This window comes from Streptomyces sp. NPDC058198, assembly GCF_042882605.1.
Taxonomy (GTDB): Bacteria; Actinomycetota; Actinomycetes; order Streptomycetales; family Streptomycetaceae; genus Streptomyces.
In genome coordinates, this window is the sequence record NZ_JBHVVP010000004.1 from 548,339 (window position 1) to 566,799 (window position 18,461).

At 70.7% G+C, this 18,461-nt stretch carries 23 protein-coding genes; 5 read left to right on the top strand and 18 right to left on the bottom strand.

All coding sequences use genetic code 11. The annotated features are described in order from the left end of the window. Nucleotides 1-322: 322 nt before the first annotated feature. Nucleotides 323-664, top strand: coding sequence for a hypothetical protein (locus ACFVWW_RS18630; protein ID WP_386878541.1), 342 nt, complete (start codon nucleotides 323-325; stop codon nucleotides 662-664). Between the two features lie 19 nt (nucleotides 665-683). On the opposite strand, the gene ACFVWW_RS18635 is transcribed toward ACFVWW_RS18630, so the two are convergent. Both ACFVWW_RS18635 and ACFVWW_RS18640 read right to left on the bottom strand, forming a co-directional pair. Then, nucleotides 684-1,811, bottom strand: a complete 1,128-nt coding sequence (locus ACFVWW_RS18635; RefSeq protein ID WP_386878540.1) for a hypothetical protein — start codon at nucleotides 1,809-1,811, stop codon at nucleotides 684-686. Between the two features lie 137 nt (nucleotides 1,812-1,948). Beyond that, nucleotides 1,949-2,743, bottom strand: coding sequence for a TetR/AcrR family transcriptional regulator (locus ACFVWW_RS18640; RefSeq protein WP_384185243.1), 795 nt, complete (start codon nucleotides 2,741-2,743; stop codon nucleotides 1,949-1,951). Between the two features lie 135 nt (nucleotides 2,744-2,878). Between ACFVWW_RS18640 and ACFVWW_RS18645 the strand changes: the two genes are divergently transcribed. Together ACFVWW_RS18645 and ACFVWW_RS18650 are read left to right on the top strand one after the other, a co-directional pair. Beyond that, a complete protein-coding gene (locus ACFVWW_RS18645; protein WP_384185240.1) occupies nucleotides 2,879-3,844 on the top strand; it encodes an ATP-binding cassette domain-containing protein in 966 nt (321 codons plus the stop codon). Nucleotides 3,845-3,926: 82 nt separating this feature from the next. After that, nucleotides 3,927-4,652 (top strand): ABC transporter permease, encoded by a 726-nt coding sequence (locus ACFVWW_RS18650; RefSeq protein ID WP_384185237.1) that lies wholly within the window; start codon nucleotides 3,927-3,929, stop codon nucleotides 4,650-4,652. Nucleotides 4,653-4,656: 4 nt separating this feature from the next. Here ACFVWW_RS18650 and ACFVWW_RS18655 read toward each other — a convergent pair whose 3' ends face one another. The 3 genes from ACFVWW_RS18655 to ACFVWW_RS18665 form a co-directional block, all read right to left on the bottom strand. Continuing rightward, nucleotides 4,657-5,910, bottom strand: coding sequence for a GNAT family N-acetyltransferase (locus ACFVWW_RS18655; RefSeq protein WP_386878539.1), 1,254 nt, complete (start codon nucleotides 5,908-5,910; stop codon nucleotides 4,657-4,659). A gap of 66 nt (nucleotides 5,911-5,976) precedes the next feature. Then, a complete protein-coding gene (locus ACFVWW_RS18660) occupies nucleotides 5,977-6,939 on the bottom strand; it encodes an asparaginase (RefSeq protein ID WP_384336714.1) in 963 nt (320 codons plus the stop codon). Nucleotides 6,940-7,002: 63 nt separating this feature from the next. Further along, nucleotides 7,003-7,629, bottom strand: coding sequence for an ABC transporter substrate-binding protein (locus tag ACFVWW_RS18665; RefSeq protein ID WP_384185229.1), 627 nt, complete (start codon nucleotides 7,627-7,629; stop codon nucleotides 7,003-7,005). Between the two features lie 167 nt (nucleotides 7,630-7,796). Between ACFVWW_RS18665 and dtd the strand changes: the two genes are divergently transcribed. Next, nucleotides 7,797-8,234 (top strand): D-aminoacyl-tRNA deacylase, encoded by a 438-nt coding sequence (dtd, locus tag ACFVWW_RS18670; RefSeq protein ID WP_384185225.1) that lies wholly within the window; start codon nucleotides 7,797-7,799, stop codon nucleotides 8,232-8,234. Nucleotides 8,235-8,265: 31 nt separating this feature from the next. Here dtd and ACFVWW_RS18675 read toward each other — a convergent pair whose 3' ends face one another. From ACFVWW_RS18675 to ACFVWW_RS18700, 6 genes are all read right to left on the bottom strand, one after another. Next, nucleotides 8,266-9,246 (bottom strand): YgfZ/GcvT domain-containing protein, encoded by a 981-nt coding sequence (locus tag ACFVWW_RS18675; RefSeq protein ID WP_384336712.1) that lies wholly within the window; start codon nucleotides 9,244-9,246, stop codon nucleotides 8,266-8,268. A gap of 10 nt (nucleotides 9,247-9,256) precedes the next feature. Further along, complete coding sequence (locus ACFVWW_RS18680; RefSeq protein WP_386878538.1) at nucleotides 9,257-9,694, bottom strand: Fur family transcriptional regulator; 438 nt, start codon at nucleotides 9,692-9,694, stop codon at nucleotides 9,257-9,259. Nucleotides 9,695-9,716: 22 nt separating this feature from the next. Then, nucleotides 9,717-10,289 carry an FABP family protein gene (locus ACFVWW_RS18685; RefSeq protein ID WP_384185217.1) on the bottom strand — a complete coding sequence of 191 codons (573 nt, stop codon included), beginning with the start codon at nucleotides 10,287-10,289 and terminating at the stop codon, nucleotides 9,717-9,719. A 321-nt stretch (nucleotides 10,290-10,610) separates the two neighbouring features. Next, nucleotides 10,611-11,603 carry a hypothetical protein gene (locus tag ACFVWW_RS18690; RefSeq protein WP_386878537.1) on the bottom strand — a complete coding sequence of 331 codons (993 nt, stop codon included), beginning with the start codon at nucleotides 11,601-11,603 and terminating at the stop codon, nucleotides 10,611-10,613. After that, entirely contained in the window at nucleotides 11,600-12,508 is a 909-nt protein-coding gene (locus ACFVWW_RS18695; RefSeq protein WP_386878536.1) for a hypothetical protein, read from the bottom strand. The genes ACFVWW_RS18690 and ACFVWW_RS18695 overlap by 4 nt, the downstream gene beginning before the upstream one ends. Next, entirely contained in the window at nucleotides 12,505-13,272 is a 768-nt protein-coding gene (locus ACFVWW_RS18700; RefSeq protein WP_386878535.1) for a hypothetical protein, read from the bottom strand. Before ACFVWW_RS18700 ends, ACFVWW_RS18695 begins: the two co-directional genes overlap by 4 nt. 131 nt (nucleotides 13,273-13,403) lie before the next feature. Here ACFVWW_RS18700 and ACFVWW_RS18705 point away from each other — a divergent pair, with 131 nt between their 5' ends. Continuing rightward, nucleotides 13,404-13,772, top strand: a complete 369-nt coding sequence (locus ACFVWW_RS18705; protein ID WP_384185206.1) for a DsrE family protein — start codon at nucleotides 13,404-13,406, stop codon at nucleotides 13,770-13,772. Nucleotides 13,773-13,817: 45 nt separating this feature from the next. Here the strand turns inward: ACFVWW_RS18705 and ACFVWW_RS18710 are convergent, their stop codons facing one another. The 7 genes from ACFVWW_RS18710 to ACFVWW_RS18740 all read right to left on the bottom strand — a co-directional run bounded on the left by ACFVWW_RS18710 (nucleotide 13,818) and on the right by ACFVWW_RS18740 (nucleotide 18,433). Then, complete coding sequence (locus ACFVWW_RS18710) at nucleotides 13,818-14,132, bottom strand: DUF3099 domain-containing protein (RefSeq protein WP_384185203.1); 315 nt, start codon at nucleotides 14,130-14,132, stop codon at nucleotides 13,818-13,820. A 122-nt stretch (nucleotides 14,133-14,254) separates the two neighbouring features. Continuing rightward, on the bottom strand, nucleotides 14,255-14,542 hold the full coding sequence (locus tag ACFVWW_RS18715) for a DUF1416 domain-containing protein (RefSeq protein WP_014047432.1): 288 nt from the start codon (nucleotides 14,540-14,542) through the stop codon (nucleotides 14,255-14,257). Between the two features lie 29 nt (nucleotides 14,543-14,571). Then, nucleotides 14,572-15,411: a sulfurtransferase gene (locus ACFVWW_RS18720; RefSeq protein WP_384185200.1), complete on the bottom strand. Its 840-nt coding sequence runs from the start codon at nucleotides 15,409-15,411 to the stop codon at nucleotides 14,572-14,574. 135 nt (nucleotides 15,412-15,546) lie between these two features. After that, on the bottom strand, nucleotides 15,547-15,627 hold the full coding sequence (locus ACFVWW_RS18725; RefSeq protein WP_350203226.1) for a putative leader peptide: 81 nt from the start codon (nucleotides 15,625-15,627) through the stop codon (nucleotides 15,547-15,549). 270 nt (nucleotides 15,628-15,897) lie between these two features. Beyond that, nucleotides 15,898-16,647 carry a DUF2993 domain-containing protein gene (locus ACFVWW_RS18730; protein WP_384336702.1) on the bottom strand — a complete coding sequence of 250 codons (750 nt, stop codon included), beginning with the start codon at nucleotides 16,645-16,647 and terminating at the stop codon, nucleotides 15,898-15,900. Nucleotides 16,648-16,827: 180 nt separating this feature from the next. Further along, nucleotides 16,828-18,168 (bottom strand): hypothetical protein, encoded by a 1,341-nt coding sequence (locus tag ACFVWW_RS18735; RefSeq protein WP_386878534.1) that lies wholly within the window; start codon nucleotides 18,166-18,168, stop codon nucleotides 16,828-16,830. Nucleotides 18,169-18,178: 10 nt separating this feature from the next. Further along, complete coding sequence (locus ACFVWW_RS18740; RefSeq protein ID WP_383914363.1) at nucleotides 18,179-18,433, bottom strand: MoaD/ThiS family protein; 255 nt, start codon at nucleotides 18,431-18,433, stop codon at nucleotides 18,179-18,181. Nucleotides 18,434-18,461 lie beyond the last annotated feature (28 nt).

The following is an 18,461-nucleotide window of genomic DNA, read 5'->3' on the forward strand; positions in this document are numbered from 1 at the left end:
GGTCAGCAGGGCCTGGCCCAGCGCTACTACCTGCAGTCGTACGCGCTCGCCGTCGAGTCCGGCGTCACGGGTCATGACGGGTTCGTGATGCGCACGATGGCCATGCAGGGCCTCAAGCTGCACCGGCCTGAACCTGGCCAAGGGCAAGGTCGACACGCAAACCGAAGCCCTCTTCCGGGTCGTTCACGCGCACACGCTGGCCAAGGCCGGGCACCGGAAGGCCGCCGTCGCCGAGGCCGACCAGGCGCGCGCGCTGCTGGCTGCCGATCGTGGGGACGAGGTGCCGTTCTGGGCTCTTGCCTGGGGGCCGCCGACCGCGTCGGTGCATTCGCGGACCGCGAAGGTTTTCGAGACCCTGGGCGATCACCGGGCCGCGGCCGAGCAGTACGCGCGCGCTGCGGCATCCCGCCCCGGCGACACCTACGCGCGGATCGTCGCGCTCGATCTGGTCGCCGGGGCCGAGATGCAGCTCAAGCGCGGGAGCATCGAGGAGGCGTGTGCCACCTGGGGGCGGGCCATGGACCACGTGGACGGCGTGCGGTCCGTCCGTACCCGCAAGGCCGTCACCACCATGCGCGCCGAGCTCGCCCGCTTCCGGGCCCGCGGGGTGCGGTGTGCGGGCGAGCTCGACCGGCGGGCTGTTGACTTCCTCGCCGGGGTCTGACGCGCTTCGGGTGGGGTCGTCAGTGCGGGGTCGTCGTGGGGGAGACCGTTGTGGAGCGCTCGATCAGGCCGTTGACCGTTTGGTCACCGTTTCCGTTCATCGGCGTGGAGTAGTCGCCGACGGCCCAGAAGTCACCGGAACTGCCGACCGGTGCCAGGTCGTAGAAGGAGTAGCTCGGCCACTGGGTGGCGCCGTCGGGCGCTGTCGCTCCGGGCTCCTTGGTCCAGGTGGTGCCGTCGTAGTGCCAGAAGACCGGTCCGGAGTCGACCGGGGAGGTCTTGTCGGTGCCCGTGACCCACAGACCTCCGCGGCCGTCGGAGTTGATCGCGTGGAGGTAGAGGTCGGTGAGCGAACCGGTGACGTCGGTCCAGGCCGTACCGTTCCAGTGCGCGACGCTCGGGATGGGCGGGTCGGCGTCGGGGCCCTCGGCCCACCCGGCCACGTACACGCTGTCCGGCGCGTCCACCGTGATCTTGGCGGTGTCCGTACCGGCGCGCACCGGGGGCTGGTCCATCAAGGTCCAGGTCGTCCCGTCCCAGTGGTAGGTCACCGGGTGGCCGCCGCGCACCGGGTACTTCATGCCGGTCGCATAGGCGTCGTCCGCCGACAGGGCGTCGATGTCCCGGATGTCGACGAGGTCCGGCAGCGAGAAGGTCTGCCATGCGCCGTCCGCGTAGGTGTACAGGGCCTTGCCGCCCTTGAAGAGCCGCCCGGGGACGGCGTCGAGCGGGACCTCCGGCCAGGAGTCGTCAAAGGCGCCGGTGGTGGGAACGGTGGTCCAGCGTGTGCCGTCGTAGTGCACGAGAGCCTGGCGCCTTTCCACCGTGCCGTAAGCCCAGACGTCGTCGGCCGAGACGGCGCTGACCGCCGACCACTCCCACACGTCGGGGAGCCCCGGGGCGGTGTCCTTGCTCCATCTCTCGCCGTTCCAGCGCATGATGACGCCGTGTTGGGCCTTTCTGCCGACCGCCCAGGCCAGATCCTCATGGACGGAGGAGATCGACTTCAGGGATCCCACCGGGGTGTTTCCGGAGAGGGAGACCTCCCAGGTGGTCGTGGTGGCGGCCTCGGCGCCACTGGCTGTGAACAGGGTGGCGGCGAGAGTCAGCGAGGTAGCGGCCGTGCGCAGCAGGTGCCGTGCGTGCATCGGTGCGTTTTCCTTCACAGTGAGAGCCTCTGCCCTGGTGAAATCCGTACAGACGGAGGGCAGTTGGACGACGAGCCAGACTCTCGGCAGCGTTGGATGGTTGTGTGCCCGGGGGCCATTGGGGCCGTTGGGGCCGTTCAGGCGGTTCCCGCGCCGCCACCGCAACCGCCCGGGTCCGCGCCGGCCCGCCTTCGTACCAGCACTTCCACGCCGTCCAGCAGACAGTCCAGGCCGAAGGTGAACTCCGCGTCCGGGGCGTCCTGTTCGTTCATCACGCCGGCGCTCAGCAGTTCGGCGACCGCCGGGTAGCGGGCCGGGTCGGCGAGCCTTCGTAGGGTACGGCCGTAGCCGGCCATCACCTCCTGGGCCGAGGCGCCGCTCGCCTCGATGGCCGCGGCCATGTCGGCCATCAGCGTTGCCTCATTCCGTACGTAGCCGCTGACCAGCAGAATCACCGAGATCTTGGCGCCGTCGTCCAGCCCGGTGCCGGCCAGGGCCATCAGCCCGCGCTCCCACCACGCCACCGAGTTGGGGGTGGCGGGCGGGCCCGAGATCGGGATGCGCAGCGCCCACAGATTCCGGTGGAACACCACGCGCTGCGCCCACGCCCACTGCGCCAGCGCCTCGCGCCAGCCGGTGCCGGGCTCCGGCGGGGCGGGCGGTTCGCCCACGGCCTCTTCCTGCATCAGGATGTACAGCTCGTCCTTGGCCGCGACATACCGGTACAGCGACATCGTGGAGACACCCAGCTCCTTGGCGACCCGCCCCATGGAGACCGCGCCGAGGCCCTCGGCCTTCGCGACGCCGACCGCCGCGTCCACGATCCCCCGCAGGCTCAGTCCGGGCTTCGGCCCCTTCGCCGTGCGTTCGCGCAGCCCCCAGGCGGCCTCGATGCTGGCAGGCAGCCCCGTACCGCCGCTGTTGTCCGTCATCGTCTCCGCCTTTCGCCCGCGCCCCACTTGACGCCCATCCTAGTAATGCGTAACCCTTACGCAATAACGCGTATGACATACGCAGTAGCGGAGCGGCAGGGTCCGCGTATGACGACAAACGAAGGAGCGGCGGCCATGACCACACAGCCGGCCATCGAGGCCACCGGCCTCGAAAAGTCCTACGGAAGCGGAAAAGCGCGGGTGACAGTCCTGCGCGGGATCGATCTCCGCGTCGAACGCGGCAGCGTCTTCTCCCTCCTCGGCCCCAACGGCGCGGGGAAGACGACCACCGTACGGATCCTCGCCACGCTCGCCACCGCGGACAGCGGCTCCGCCCGGGTCGCCGGGTACGACGTCGCCGCCGACCGGAGCCGGGTGCGGGGCGCCATCAGCCTGACCGGACAGTTCGCGGCCGTCGACGAGAAGCAGACCGGCGAGGAGAACCTCCGCATGATGGGCCGCCTCGGCGGCCTGTCCAGGACCGGCGCCCACCGCCGCGCCGCCGAACTCCTCGACCGGTTCGACCTCGCCGCCGCCGGCCGCCGCCTGGCCGGCACCTACTCAGGCGGCATGCGGCGCCGCCTCGACCTCGCCGCCGGCCTGGTCGGGAACCCCGAGGTCGTCTTCCTCGACGAGCCGACGAGCGGCCTCGACCCGCGCAGCCGCCAAGAGCTCTGGCAGGTCGTACGGGACCTCTCCGCGCAGGGCGCCACGGTCTTCCTGACCACCCAATACCTGGAAGAGGCAGACCAGTTGGCTGACCGGATCGGGGTCGTCGATCACGGCCGGCTGGTCGCGGAGGGCACGGCGGACGAGCTGAAGAGGCAGGTCGCGGGCCATCGGCTCGATCTCGTACTCACGGACGCGGCGGCCTATCTGCGCCTCGCGTCCCGGGCCGTGCACCACTCCCCCGAGACCCTCACCCTCGGCCTGCCGACCGACGGAAGCGCCACCCATGTACGCGCCCTGCTCGACGAGATCGACCCGGACGGTACGGACGTGACGCGCTTCGCCGTCCACAGCGCCACGCTCGACGACGTCTTCCTCGTGCTGACAGGCGAGCGCCGCGGGGACACCACGAAGGAGCCCACCCATGTCTGATGTCTCCGCCGTCCCTGCCCCCTCTGCCGTCTCCGGCGTCTCAGGCGTATCCGGCGTGTCCGGCGTGTCTCAGGCGCTCACGATGGCCGGCCGCAGCATCCGCCTCAGCCGGCGCAACACCGACGCCGTCATCACCTCGATGATGCTGCCGGTCATGCTGATGCTGATCTTCGTCTACTTCTTCGGCGGGGCCATCGACACCGGTACGGAGTACGTGACCTACGTCGTCCCCGGCGTCCTGCTCCTCTGCGCCGGCTTCGGCTCCTCCACCACCGCGGTGAGCGTCAGCGAGGACATGAAGGGCGGCATCATCGACCGCTTCCGCTCGGTGGACATCGGCGGCGGTCCCATCCTCGCCGGACACGTCACCGCGAGCGCCGCCCGCAATCTCGTCTCCACGGCGCTCGTCCTCGGCGTCGCCTTCCTGATCGGCTTCCGCCCCTCGACGACCCCGGCCGCCGCACTCGCGGCGGCGGGCATCCTGTTCGCCTTCATCGTCGCGATCTCCTGGCTCTCGGCGGCGGCCGGACTGCTCGCGAAGACCCCCGAGGCGGCGGGCGGGTTCACCTTCTTCATGATGTTCCTGCCCTACCCGAGCAGCGCCTTCGTCCCGATCGACACCATGCCCGGCTGGCTCCACGGCTTCGCCGACCACCAGCCGGTCACTCCGGTGATCGAGTCCCTCCGCGGCCTGCTCCTGGGCATGCCGGTGGGCTCCACACCCTGGGTCGCACTCGCCTGGTGCGCCGGGATCCTGGCCGTGGCGCTGGGAATGTCCGGCGTGCTGTTCCGGATCCGGACGGCGTGAGCGCTCAGAAGGTGTCCGGGCACCAAGGGCGGCGCGGCGTACGGAAGAGCGCGTCCGCGACCGCCGCGGCGCCCGGCCGCTCCTCGGTCACGGTGCCCAGCGCCACCAGCCGTGCCGCCGACTCGTCGCCCAGGTACAGCGTGCCCAATTCCCTTACGTCCAGGGCGAGACCGGGCGCGTCCGTGGTCGGGGTGCAGGTGGCCCCCGCCGGCGAGGCGTCGAGGCGGAAGCGGCCGCCCGCCAGGCCGGCGCCATCGTGGATCTCCAGGACCAGGGCGCCGGGGACGGCGTACGTACGGGCCTCCAGGGCCCGTACGGTGTCGAGGATCCGCACCCACAGGAAGTCGGCGGCCGTCACGATCCGGGCCGCGCGGGGGTCAGGAAGCAGCTGCGGCAGCAGATCGTCCGGGGCGCGGTATCCCGACCTGACCGTCGTGATCCAGTCGATCGAGCAGACGAAGTGCCACAGGGCGCGCTCCGCGGCCGGGGTCACCGCGGTCAGCCATCGCACGGACGCGGTGTTCATCGGCTGCTTGCCGTCGCCCCACGTGCTGTCGGCGGTGTAGGAGACCAGGCCCTCGACTTCGCCCGCCGCCGAGCGGTACGCGGCGTGGAAGGGCTCGGTCCGGGGGAGGTCGCTGGGCGCCCGGCCGGTGCTCCGCTCCCACCAGCGCTCGTCGCGGTTGATCGCGCCGGGCTGGAGCACCCGGAACCGGTCGTGGAACTCGGCGCCGAGTTCGGGTACGTCCGCGATGTCGACCAGGTCGATCCGTCCGCCGCACACCGGGCCCGCCCAGCGCGGGTCGAGGCCCGCCCGCGTCACATCGACCGCCCACTCGGTGGTCCAGGTGGCGGGGCCGAAGCCGTACCTCCCGTAGATCGGGTACTCCGCCGAGATCAGCGTGGCGACGGCGTCACCGCGCTCCTTCGCGACCGCCAGATCCGCGGCCATCAGCCGGCTGAGCAGCCCGCGCCTGCGGTGCGTGGGCGACACGGTCACATTGGAGATCCCGTCCGCGCTCAGCACAGCGCCGCCGGGCACCGTGAGCTCCTGGGCGAGGGACCGGAAGGTCGCGACACAGCGGCCGTGGTCGAACGCCCCCCACGTACGGTCCAGATCGGTGGAGGCGAGCCGGTACGCCAGCACCTGGTCCGAGGTGACGGGCGGGCGCAGAAAACCGGTGTCCAGCGCGCGGGTCCAGTCGGGAAACTCGGATTCGGTGATGGTACGGACCTCAAGGCTCCTGGTCATGGTCATCACGCTATGCCGTGCCCTGGCCCGGCCGCACGCGCGTTTTCCACCCGCGCCCCGACCCCCCCACTCTCAGAACGCCGCGCGGATCCCGCCGACCTCCACGCCGCCGCCCAGCAGCGGCGCCCGCCCGATCCGGAACAGCGCCTCGGCCTCGACGCCCAGCAGTTGGAGCGCACGCGCCAGCACCGGGCCCAGCGCCCGCACCCCGCCGTCGTCGATCTTGAAGGCCAGCGCACGGCCGTCCGCCAGTGCCACCGCCTGGACGCCCTCCGCGCCCATCTTGGAAAGCGTGCCCGGCACCTCGCTCATCAGCCAGGTGTCGATACGGCGCGTGCCCGCCACATACTCGGGGTGCTCGCGCATCGCGTCCGCCACCCGCCGCTCCGCCGTACCCGGCGCGGCGAGCACGAAGTGGCGGAAGGAACGGGCGAGTCCGGTGAGGGTGAGCGCCATCAGCGGGGCGCCGCAGCCGTCCGTACCGACCGCGGGAACCCGCTCCCCCGCCGCCTCCTCGACCACCATGCGGACGAGTTTCTGCAGCGGATGGGCCGGGTCCAGATAGCTGTCCTTGGGCCAGCCGTTCAGGGCGCACGCCGCCAGCATCGCCGTGTGCTTGCCCGAGCAGTTCATGACGACCCGGTCGCGCACCCCGCCCCCCGCGAGATACGCCTCCGCCTCGACCCGGTCCAGCGGAAGATCCGGCGGCGTCCTGAGGTCGTCGGCCGTCAGCCCGTGCTCGGCGAGCATCTCGCGTACGAGAGCGAGGTGGAAGCCCTCGCCCGAGTGGCTCGCGGCCGCCAGGGCCAGCCGCTCCCCCGACAGACCGAGACCGGCCCGCAGCACGGCGGCCGCCTGCATCGGCTTGTTGCTGGAGCGGGGGAAGACGGGCACCTCGGGATCGCCGAGCTCCAGTTCCACACTGCCGTCGGCCGCGAGCAGCACCAGCGTCCCGCGGTGCAGGCCCTCGACGAATCCGGACCGTACGACCTCCGCGAGAACCGGAGACACGGCGGCGCTACCTGAGGTCATCATCAGCCTTCCGGGGCGGGACGACCCGCTCCGGAAGGCATCAGCGGCATAGGGCGTGTCCGGCCGTTACGTGAGCAGGTCGTCTACTTGTGCTTCACCTTCACGGTACCTGCGGGTGATCTCGGCGCTGCAATCGTCGACGGTCCGTTGCAGCTGGTGACGGCGGCGCGAGATCTGCTGCTCATTGCCGACCAGCCGTGCCATCGCCGAGCCCAGCTCCTCGTCCGTACGGGCCTCCAGGTCCGACAGCTCCACCTCGGCGAGCGTCTCCGCGGCCAGCTGCCGGTACTCCTCGCCGCGCGGCGTGGAGAGCGTGACATGGCGGGCGGAGGAGCGGTGCCGCGAAGGGGCGTCGGTGAGGATCTCGGAGAGCCGGTGGACCACCGGCGTCTCGGGGGCGGTACGGCGGGCCAGCTCGGCCCGCAGGATGTCGATACGCCCCTGGAGCAGCCGGCGCAGATAGCTGAGATCGGCCTCGTCGCGCTGCGAGTCACGGCGCAGCGTGCGCAGCTCGGGCAGTTCCAGCACCCCGAAGTCGTACGGCCTGGGCGCGGGCAGCGACCCCTCGGCGCCGAGTCGCTGGACGGGTGGCCGCTTCCCCGCGGGGCCCGCCGCGGCGCCGCTGCCGGTTCCGCTGGTCGTACGGGTCGTCGGTACGGGTCCGGGCGGTTGCCCGGCGCCAGATGTGGTCATCGCGTGTACTTCCCCTCACTCCGCTGGGGAGACCCCGTCCCTCGCTCCGCTGGGAACCCCCATCCCTCGACCGGTGCGCGAACGCACCGCCTCCGTGCATCGTGCCACTCCCGCACCCGCGCAGGGGGGCACTCTGCACCCGTTCGGCCCCCGATAGGTTGGTCTGTATGCGTGCAGTGGTGCAGAGGGTCGACGGCGCGAGCGTCGTCGCCGTGACGGAGTCCGGGACCGAAACCGTCGGGGAGATCATCGGGGAGGGGCTGTGTGTACTGGTGGGAGTCACCCACGAGGACACGAAGGAACAGGCCGAGCGGCTCGCCCGCAAGCTCTGGTCGATACGGATGCTGGCGGACGAGAAGTCCTGTTCAGAGGTGAACGCCCCGCTCCTGGTGATTTCGCAGTTCACTCTCTACGGGGACGCCCGCAAGGGGCGCCGCCCCACCTGGAACGCGGCCGCGCCCGGCCCGGTGGCCGAGCCGCTGGTCGACGAGGTGGTGGCGCGGCTGCGCGCGCTGGGGGCGCATGTGGAGACGGGCCGGTTCGGAGCGGACATGCGCGTCTCGCTCACGAATCACGGCCCGTTCACGGTGCTGCTGGACATGTGACGCGCGCGTCACATGTCCAGGACCTGGTCTCTCAGGCCTCCACGACCACTTCCTGCGCCGCCGCCGTGTCCCCCGCCAGCAGTTCCGCGTCCAGCGGCACATTGCGCTTGACCAGGGCCAGTGCGATCGGACCCAGCTCGTGGTGGCGGGCCGAGGTGGTGATGAAGCCCAGCTGGCGGCCCTCTGCGCCGTCCGCCGCGAGACGGACCGGGGTGCCGTGGCCCGGCAGATGGACGTCGCTGCCGTCCAGATGCAGGAAGACGAGCCGACGCGGCGGCTTCCCCAGATTGTGGACGCGCGCCACCGTCTCCTGGCCGCGGTAGCAGCCCTTCTCCAGATGGACCGCCGTGCCGATCCAGCCCAGCTCGTGCGGGATGGTCCGGTGGTCGGTCTCGAAGCCGAGGCGCGGCCGGTGGCCCTCGATGCGCAGGGCCTCGTACGCCAGGATCCCCGCCAGCGGCCCGTGCGCCGTGGCGTACGACTCCAGGTCGGCGCGGGGCAGGAAGACATCCCGGCCGTACGGGGTCTCCCGTACGACGACGCCCTCGGGCGCCTCGGTGATGGAGCCGGCCGGCAGATGGACGACCGCGAAATCGTCCGTACGGTCCGCGACCTCGACCTGGTAGAAGAACTTCATCGACTCCAGATAGCCGATGAGCGCCTCCTGCGTCCCCGGCTCGACATGCGCCCAGACCGTCTCGCCGTCGTCCACGAGATACAGGGCGTGTTCGATGTGGCCGTGCGCGGAGAGGACCAGTGCCTCGGTGGCCTGTCCGGCGGGCAGCTCGCTGACATGCTGCGTGAGCAGCAGATGCAGCCAGCTCAGCCGGTCGGGGCCGGTGACGGTGACGACCGCGCGGTGCGAGAGGTCGACGAGACCGGCGCCCTCGGCGAGGGCGCGCTGTTCACGGAACAGGTCGCCGTAGTGCGCGGCGACACCTTCGTCCTGGCCTTCGGCGGCGACGGCTCCGGGCTGGGAAAGCAGAGGGCTGATCGTTGAATGTCGCTGCATACCGATCAGCCTACGACTCGCCGTTCGCCGCGCGGGCGGTGCAGCTCCCGCAGCGGCCGAAGATGGCGAAGTGCTTCATGTCCGTCGTGAAGTCGAAGGTCTCGCGCAGCTTGGCGGTGAACTCCGCGGCGATCTCGATATCGGCCTCGATGACATTCGTACAGTCCCGGCAGACCAGGTGGATGTGGTGGTGGCGGTCGGCCAGGTGGTACGTCGGGGCGCCGTGCCCGAGATGGGCGTGGGAGACCAGCCCCAGCTCCTCCAGCAGCTCCAGCGTCCGGTAGACGGTGGAGATGTTCACCCCGGAGGCGGTCCTGCGCACCTCGCCGAGGATGTCGTCCGGAGTCGCGTGTTCCAGGGAGTCGACGGCTTCGAGGACAAGCTGGCGCTGCGGGGTCAGCCGGTAGCCGCGCTGCCGCAGATCGCTCTTCCAGTCGGTGCTCACCACGCCCCCAGTGTAGGCAGGCGACCTACTTGAAGAAGGCGATTCCGTCGTCCGGGAGGTCACCGAGGTCCTTGGCCCATGCCGCGACCTGATCCGGGGAGACGACCTTCTTCAGATGCGCCGACATGTACGGGCGCAGCGGGACCTCCGGGGTGGCCTTCTCGCCCACCCACATCAGGTCGCTCTTCACATAGCCGTAGAGCCGCTTGCCACCGCTGTACGGACCGGAGGCCGCGGTACGCGCCACCGCGTCGGTCACCAGGTCGATCTGCGGCTTCTGGGCGGCCAGCTCGCCGTACCAGACCTCCACGACGCCCTGGTCGCGGACCATCACGACCTCGACCTTGCGGTCCTTGTCGATCCGCCAGTAGCCGGCCTCGGACTCGATCGGCCTGATCTTCTGGCCCTCGGCGTCGAGCGCCCAGGTGTGCGAGACGTACTCGATGAAGTCCCTGCCGTCATGGCTGAAGGTGACTTCCTGGCCGAAGTTGGCCTTCTCGTCACCGGGGAAGTCGAAGACGCCGACGCCCTCCCACTTGCCGAGGAGAAAAAAGAGGGGGACAAGGTCCGGGTGCAGGTCGGACGGAATCTCGATCATGAGAGCAGCTCAGGCGATCTGTAGGGGTGAGGTGACCGGCGTGACGGACTGGCGCTGGCCCTGGTACTAGCGCTGGCCCTGGTACAGCTTCTTCACGGTCAGACCGGCGAAGGCGAGCGTGCCGACACAGACGAGGACCAGCAGGGAAGTGAAGAAAGCCTCAAGCACGGGGTGCTCCTCGGATGAGCGGGATGAGCGGTAAGGGCCGGGCCCCAGCCTAATGGGTGGGAGCCCGGCCCTCTCGGTGAGGTGCTCGCGGGCGCTTGCCGCCCCTTCGCGGGCACTCTCCGTCGCTTCCGGCCGCTGCCGGCCGCTTCCCGCTCAGCCGAGCAGCTGGTTCTGCAGGGTCAGCGTCTGATGGAAGGCGACACGGGACGCGCCGCCCTTCTTCTCGTGCACGACCAGCGCGAGGGTGTCACCGGCCAGGACGTACGCCTGACGGACCTGCGTCGCGCCGTACGGCTTGGGCTCCGTGAACACATACGTCGAGGTCTCCGGTACGCCCCCGGAAGAGGAGGCCGGCCAGCTCTCGTCCAGCTCGGTCGTGGGAGCGCCGGCCAGCGGGGCGCCCGCGGTCAGCCCGGCGAGGATCCCCCTGTCCTTGAAATCCTCCGCCAACGCGACCGACTGGAAACGCAGCAGGTAGACGCGTGAGGTGGTGCCGTCCGGCATCGTCCAGCCGCGGGCCGCGATATGGCGTACGGCCTCGTCGCGCAGGCCCTGCCGCAGATCGGAGCGCCTGTCCTCGGCGTACTCGGACAGATACTGGTCGGTGCTCACCCAGCCACCGGTCAGCTTCTTGTCGGCGGTCGCTCCGGCAGGGGCGGGCAGCAGCAGCTCGCGCAGGTCGGCGTGGTGGATCTCCGCCGCGTTGCCCTCGGTGAAGGGGCGCGGTGAGCCGGCCGGCAGGGCGGGCAGGGAGAGCCGCGGATACTCCCAGCGGCCGTCGCTCTGGGTGGCGAGCCCGGGTACGTCGGTGCGCTCCATCGCGCTGATGCCGTAGGCCGTGCCGGCGCCGAGGCCGCCGCAGACGAGCACGGCGACGGTCCAGCGGGCGACCGCGCGCAGCACCCGGCGGGGCGGCCGGGGCTGCTGGGGCATCAGCGGGGGCTGGAGGGGTGCGTGGGGAAGGCCGGCGGGCGGTGCCTGCCACGGGTTGTCCGACGACGGCATGGCGGACGGCATGGCGGGCGGCTGCTCGGGCGGCGGCGGCACGGCAGATGCCGCGGGTACGGGCGTGGGCTCCGGCGCAGGCGTGGGCGTGGGTGCGGGTGCGGGCGTGGGCTCCGCCGGAGGGGTGGTCTGCTCGGTCATACGTACTTCCCCGGGGATGCGATGTGGCCGAGCTGATCCTTCATCAGTTCGGCTACGGCGGACGAGTCGAACGGCTTCGGGCCGTGCGCGATGACGTTGACGGTCAGCTCACCGTCGTACGCCACGCACTCCATCGCTTCGAGATCGACCTTGCTGTCCTTGGGCGCCAGGAAGCACTTGGCCTTCTTGTGGCCCTCGACGGCCGGTCCCTTGCGGGCGCCGGGACGCTGCGACTGCGTCTTGTACCAGTTGTGGACGGCCTCGCGGTCCGTCATCCGTACGAGATAGACCTCGACGACGAGATCGTTCGCGTCGGCGGTGTACGAGCGCGCGGCGAGGCCCTTGATGCCGAGCTTGTCGATCTCCTTGTTCAGCGCGCGGCGCAGCTTGCCCGAGAGGCCTTCGCCGACGGACTTCATGAGCGCCGTCGCCTGCTTGGAGGTCAGCTCACCGTCGTTGCCGAACTCGGCCGTGTCGGGGCCGAGGCGGTAGCCCTCGGGCACCGGCAGCAGCTTCCGGCTGAGATCGGTGTTCGTACGGCCCTTGCCGATGTCCCCGGCCGGATCCTTGCCCGGCTTGGCGTCCGTCTTCTTCCACACGGTGGTGGGAGCGGTCTTGTCGGCCGCGTCGACGGTGGTCTTGGTGTACGCGATCCCGCCACCGATGGCGCCGAGGACGAGGACGGCGGGCAGTACGGTGCCGAGGAGCCGGCGCGCGAGAGTGCTGCGCGGGGCGGCCGGGGCCACGGGCGTGGTCTCTTCCGCAGACGTTGTCTCTTCCGCCGACGTGGGCTCTCCCGCGGGCGGCTGTTCCGCCGTCAGCTCCGGTGCCTGACCGGCCGTCGGCTCCGGCGCCTGACCGGTCGTCGGCTCCTGCGGCGTCGGGGTGTTCGGGTCGTCGTTCACAGGCGCTCCAGCTGCCGCTCGGCCAGCGTCCGGATGTCCTTCTTGCTGATCGGCTTGACGTCGAAAATGTTGATGTCGACCATGACGTCGCCCCGCTGGGCGATGGCACGGGCCCGGTAGAGCGGCATGTAACCCGCCTCCCGCTTGACCTTGTACAGGTAGTAATGGCCGTTGCCGCTGCCCTTGATCGGCTCGCCGTTGTTACCGGCGCCGTCCTCCGCGTCCGGCATGTAGGAGTGCTGGCTGTCCGCGTGATCGAAGGCGCCCAGGCTCGAGTTGGCCTGGAACTGGACGAGCGTGATGTTCGTGTCGCGGTACTGGCCCTGTGTCCAGGCCACGGCCGCGACCCGGCGCAGATCGGTCCTCGCCAGCTCCTCGAACATGTAGTCCTCGCTCTCGAAGTCGAGGGCATAGGAGTTGAGCGAGACCCATCCGTCATTGATCCAGGGCGCTTCGGTCTTCCGTGCGCCGGAGGGCTTGCCGACCAGCAGCTTGCGCAGATCACCGTCCGTCTTGACCCGGCCGTCCTCCTTGGCGGACAGCGGCTCCACGCCCTTCCCCTTGGGCAGGGACTTGGCGGGATACGCCAGGCCCGGCTGGGACAGGGCCGCCAGCGGCGTCGGCGGGCGGTCGGCCTGGATCGTATAGCCGGTGGCGATCCCACCGACGATCCCGAGCACCGCGGCCGCGGCGATGATCAGCGTCGTACGGCCACGTCTGCGCGGCGGCCGGGCCGCGGCCGGCTGAGGCTCCGCAAAGCCCACCGGCTCCGGAGATGGCTGAGTTTCCAAAAAGTCCCCCCACGAGACCTGAGGCGCAGATTCCGTTACCTGCGCACACACCTGACCCATGAGAGGAGGGGGTGGTTGTACCGCGGCGGATTACAGTTCGGCATATGCAATCGGCGAAGAAGCTCGTGATCAAAGTGACCGCCGGGGCCGACGCTCCCGAGCGGTGCTCCCAGGCCTTCACGGTGGCGGCGGTCGCCGTGGCCAGCGGAGTGGAGGTCTCGCTGTGGCTGACGGGTGAGTCGGCGTGGTTCGCGCTGCCGGGCCGCGCGGCGGAATTCGACCTGCCGCATTCGGCTCCGCTGCCGGATCTCATCGAGTCGATCCAGGCCGGGGGCCGGATCACGCTGTGCACGCAGTGCGCCGCCCGCCGCGACATCGCGGAGAAGGACGTGCTCGACGGGGTGCGTATCGCCGGCGCGCAGGTCTTCGTCAGCGAGATCATGGCGGACGGCGTCCAGGCACTCGTCTACTGATCCCGCCACCGGATCCCGGCTACGGACCCCAGTTACAGACCCCGGCTAGAGATCCCGGTGCCGGTGTTCATCGGTGGGCGGCTGAGGCGGCCGGGGCGGCGGCTGGGGGCGCTTCTTGCCGTCCAGCTCGTCCCACCACTCGTCGGACTTGGGGTCTCCCGACGGATCGTCCCACCAGCGGTCGTCCTTGCCGCGCGCATTGCCCACCATGGCCGCGATCGGCGGAATGACCATGGCCACCACGCACAGCGCGACCGCGGCCGGGACCGACCAGAGCCGTACGAATGCCCACGCGGAGATGAAGAGGAAGAGGCACCCGCTCATCAGCACGAAATAACGGCGACGGCGTCGCGTGTACATGCCTCCAGCGTACGACTTTCCCGGCCCCCGGCACCCGCCCCCGGACGGCGCGAAGGGCCGCACCCCTTCCAGTGAGCGTCCAACCCCCTGGGGTGCGGCCCTTCGGCCGGTGAGAAACGGACTCAGACCGCGATGGCGACCTCGGAGAGGCCTCCGGTCTGGGCGACGACCGTGCGGTCCGCCGTGCCGCCGGGGACGAGCGCGCGGAGCGTCCAGGTGCCCTCGGCCGCGTAGAAGCGGAACTGTCCGGTCGCCGAGGTCGGGACCTCCGCGGTGAACTCGCCGGTCGAGTCCAGCAGGCGTACGTAACCGGTGACGGGCTCGCCGTCACGGGTCACGGAACCCTGGATGGTGGTCTCACCGGGCTTGATCGTCGAAGCGTCGGGGCCACCGGCCTGTGCTCCACACATACTGTTCAGTCCTCCAGGTCGGGGCGTGATTACTTGTTGGCGCCGAGCTCGATCGGCACACCGACGAGCGAGCCGTACTCGGTCCACGAGCCGTCGTAGTTCTTGACGTTGTCGACACCGAGCAGCTCGTGCAGCACGAACCAGGTCAGCGCGGAGCGCTCACCGATGCGGCAGTACGCGATGGTGTCCTTCGCCAGGTCGACCTGCTCGTCGGCGTAGAGCTCCTTGAGCTCGTCGTCCGACTTGAAGGTGCCGTCGTCGTTGGCGTTCTTGGACCACGGGATGTTGCGGGCGGACGGGATGTGGCCCGGACGCTGCGACTGCTCCTGCGGGAGGTGCGCCGGAGCGAGCAGCTTGCCGCTGAACTCGTCGGGCGAGCGCACGTCGACCAGGTTCTGCGTGCCGATCGCGGCGACCGCGTCGTCACGGTAGGCGCGGATCGAGGTGTCCTGGGCCTTGGCCCGGTACGAGGTGGCGGCGCGCTCCGGGACGGCCTCGACCAGGTCGCGGGAGTCGAGCTCCCACTTCTTGCGGCCGCCGTCGAGCAGCTTGACGGAGTCGTGCCCGTACAGCTTGAAGTACCAGTAGGCGTAGGACGCGAACCAGTTGTTGTTGCCGCCGTAGAGGACGACGGTGTCGTCGTTGGCGATGCCCTTGGCCGACAGGAGCTTCTCGAAGCCCTCCTGGTCGACGAAGTCACGGCGGACGGGGTCCTGGAGGTCGGACTTCCAGTCGATCCTGACGGCGTTCTTGATGTGGTTCTTGTCGTAGGCCGAGGTGTCCTCGTCGACCTCGACGATGACAACCTTCGGGTCGTCGATGTGGGCCTCGACCCAGTCGGCGTCTACCAGGACGTCACTGCGGCTCATTCTGTTCTCCTCCGGGGCAGTATGCGGCGGGATGATGCGGGGGCGGCTTCCTGGCACGGCGGGAGGCCTGCGTACGTCGCGGGGTGGCCCTGAGATACTCGAAGGGCCGGGAAAAACGGGACGCGAAAGTCCCGCTCAGACAGTGCGACAGAGCATGGCGGCGACGCGGCACAGGTCTACTGCCCGCCGCTTCGTGAGGTCCGCCTGTCGCTTCATACGTCCGATCGTAGGGACGTCCCGGCGAACATGTCACCGGTGTGTCGCATGGTGAGACGCGATCATCCACGAGGTGAGACGAAAGTATGGTCGGCCCGGTATTCACCGGCCGTACGCGTGCCCCCGCCCCGCATTCCAGCTGCGGAACGGACGCCGCCGTCTCACCATCCGGCCGTACGGCGTCCCGAGCTACGGAATCGCCCCGTTTCCGCGCGACTTTCTCCCGCCTCTTTCCGCCGCCCGGAACCGTCCGTGGCGCGGTGGGTCGCCTCAGCCCGCGAGCGAGACGTCCGTCCCCGTGCCGGAGAAGCGGAGACCGTCCTTGCCCGCGACGACCTTGTCGAGCTTGATGCTCGACGGCAGTCCGTCGATCTTGAGGTCGTAGTTGATCAGGTCCCGCACCTGGTCGTTCAGACCCGGCACCGGCAGCTCGGGAAGCGACTCGGCCCGCAGCCGGACCGTGTCCGCGCCGTCCAGCGTCACCGAGCTGTACGCGGTGACGTTCCGGCCCTCCAGCAGGACCTTGACGGTGGCGGGCACCTCGATGCCCGCGCCCTCCAGCACGTCCGCCAGCGGGCCGGAGACCTTGACCTGCCCCTTGGCCGCCCGGTCAGGTCCCGCGTAGCCGACGGTCGCGCCCTTCGGCGCCGACTGGGCCAGATCCGCGTACGAGATGTGCGCCGAGCCGCTTGCCCGCGCGGCGGTCGCGGACGAGAAACTGCTGTTGATCTTGACGTCCTTGAGCTCGGCCTTGACCTCGCTCACCCGGACCGCGTGGCCGTCCGCGCTGGCGCTGACACCGTCGAGGCTGATGTCGACCTCGTCCAGCGAGGATGCCAGCACCTGGGTCAGGAAGGGGAAGCCCTTGATGGAGACCTCGGGCGGGGAGCTCAGCCCCTGGCTCGACCTGACCTTCTCGGCGACCTGCCCCTCGGCGAAGTACACCGCCGCCCGGTCGGCGGCGACGAACAGCCCGCCGAGGACCACGACGAGTATCAGCAGTATTCGCAGTGCGCGCATTGCTCGGTGTCCCCACCCTGGTCGTTCCGGCCCCCTGACGACCGTGAGCGTAACGCCAGTGGGGATGCCGCGTGGCGGAGTGATCGACGTTCGGCGGAGGCGTACGGTTCCCGGCCCCCGCCGTGCTCCCGGTCACCACGCGGGTCGCGGCGCCGGTAGAAGCGCCGGTCGGAGCGCCGGTCAGGACAGCACGCGGCCCAGCAGATAGACGGCGGGCGCGGCGGCCGTGAGCGGCAGCGCCACCCCGGCCGTCATGTGCACGAAGCGCGACGGATAGTCGTAGCTCGCCGCCCGCAGCCCGATCAGCGCGCAGACGCCCGCGCCGATGCCCAGCAGCGCGCCCTGGGCGCCCAGGTCCGTCAGTCCGCCGGCCACGAACCCGGCGCCCGCGCCAGCCAGCAGGGCGACGACGACGGACACGATCCCCGGCAGCGGCAGCGCACGCGCCACCGTCGCCGCCGCGACCGCCAGCGCGCCGACGACCATCGCGTCCGGCACGGCCGCCAGATGTCCGGTGGCGAGGATCGCGAGCGCCGCGGAGGCGACGGTGGCCATCAGGCCCTGCATCCGCTCGTCGGCGCCGGCGCGGCTGCGCAGTTGCAGGACGACGGTGAGCAGCACCCACACGCCGAGCGTGCCGATGATCGCGGCGGGGCCGTTCTCCTCGCCGACGGCGAGCAGGGCGATATCGGCGGCGATCCCGCCGAGGAAGGCGAGCGCGATGCCCTGCCTGGCCGGCCACATCCCGTTCAGCCGGAACCAGCCGGCCGCGGTGACGGCCTGGAGCAGGACGAGCGGGACGAGCAGCGCGTAAGGACCGATGGCCGCGCCCCCGGCCAGCAGCAGGCCCAGCACGGCGGTCAGCCCGGCCGGCTGCATGCCCGGCGGGATGATCGGCGACCGGCCCTCGGCGCGGGCGCGCTGGGCGTCGGTGATGCGGGCGTTGCCCATGGTGGTGGGCGCGTTGTACCCGTCGACGGGGGCGGCGGCCTGCGCGGCGGCCGGTGCCGGGGCTTCGTACGGAGGCTCGTGCGACGCGGTCACGGGGGCCGGTACCTCCGGGGGCAGCGGATAGGCGCCCTGCGGCGGCAGATACGCGGCGGGGGCGGCGGCGGACTGCTGCCCGTGCCGGGCCGGAGCCTGGCCCTGGGGCTGGGACGGCTGCTCGTGGTACGGCACCTGCTGCTGGTACGGCACCTGCTGCGGCTGCTGCTGGTACGGCACCTGCTGGCCCGGCTGGAACTGCACCTGGGGCTGGTACTGGGTGTCCCAGGTCTGGCCCTCCCAGGTCTGCGCACCGGCGTCCTGGTGACCCTGTCCCGAGTGCGCGGGCTCGGACCAGCCCTGGGACGCGCCCGCGTCCTGGTACGCGTCGTAGGGCGACGGCTGCTGCGGCCGCCCGTACTGGTCGTACTGGCCCTGCTGCTCGCCCTGCTGACTCTGCCGGCCCTGCTGACCGTGGTCCCCGTGCTGACCGTGGTCCCCATGCTGACCGTACGGATACTGCTGATCGTTGCTCATGCTGTGCGGTTCACCCTCCTGCGAACGGCGGGAGCACCTCGACCGTGCCGCCCTCGGCAAGCCGTACGGTCTCATGGCCACGGGTTCCCACAGGGTCACCGTCGACGAGGAACGAACACCTCTGGAGTACGCGGACCAGCTCGCCCGGGTGCCTCACCCGCGCGGCGTCCAGCGCGCCGGCCAGATTCTCCGCGTCGTACGGCTCCTCCGCGATCCCCGCCGCGGCCTTGGCCGCGGCCCAGTAGCGGATCGTGCCCGCTGCCATAGCCGCACTCCTTTCGTCGGCTCCCATG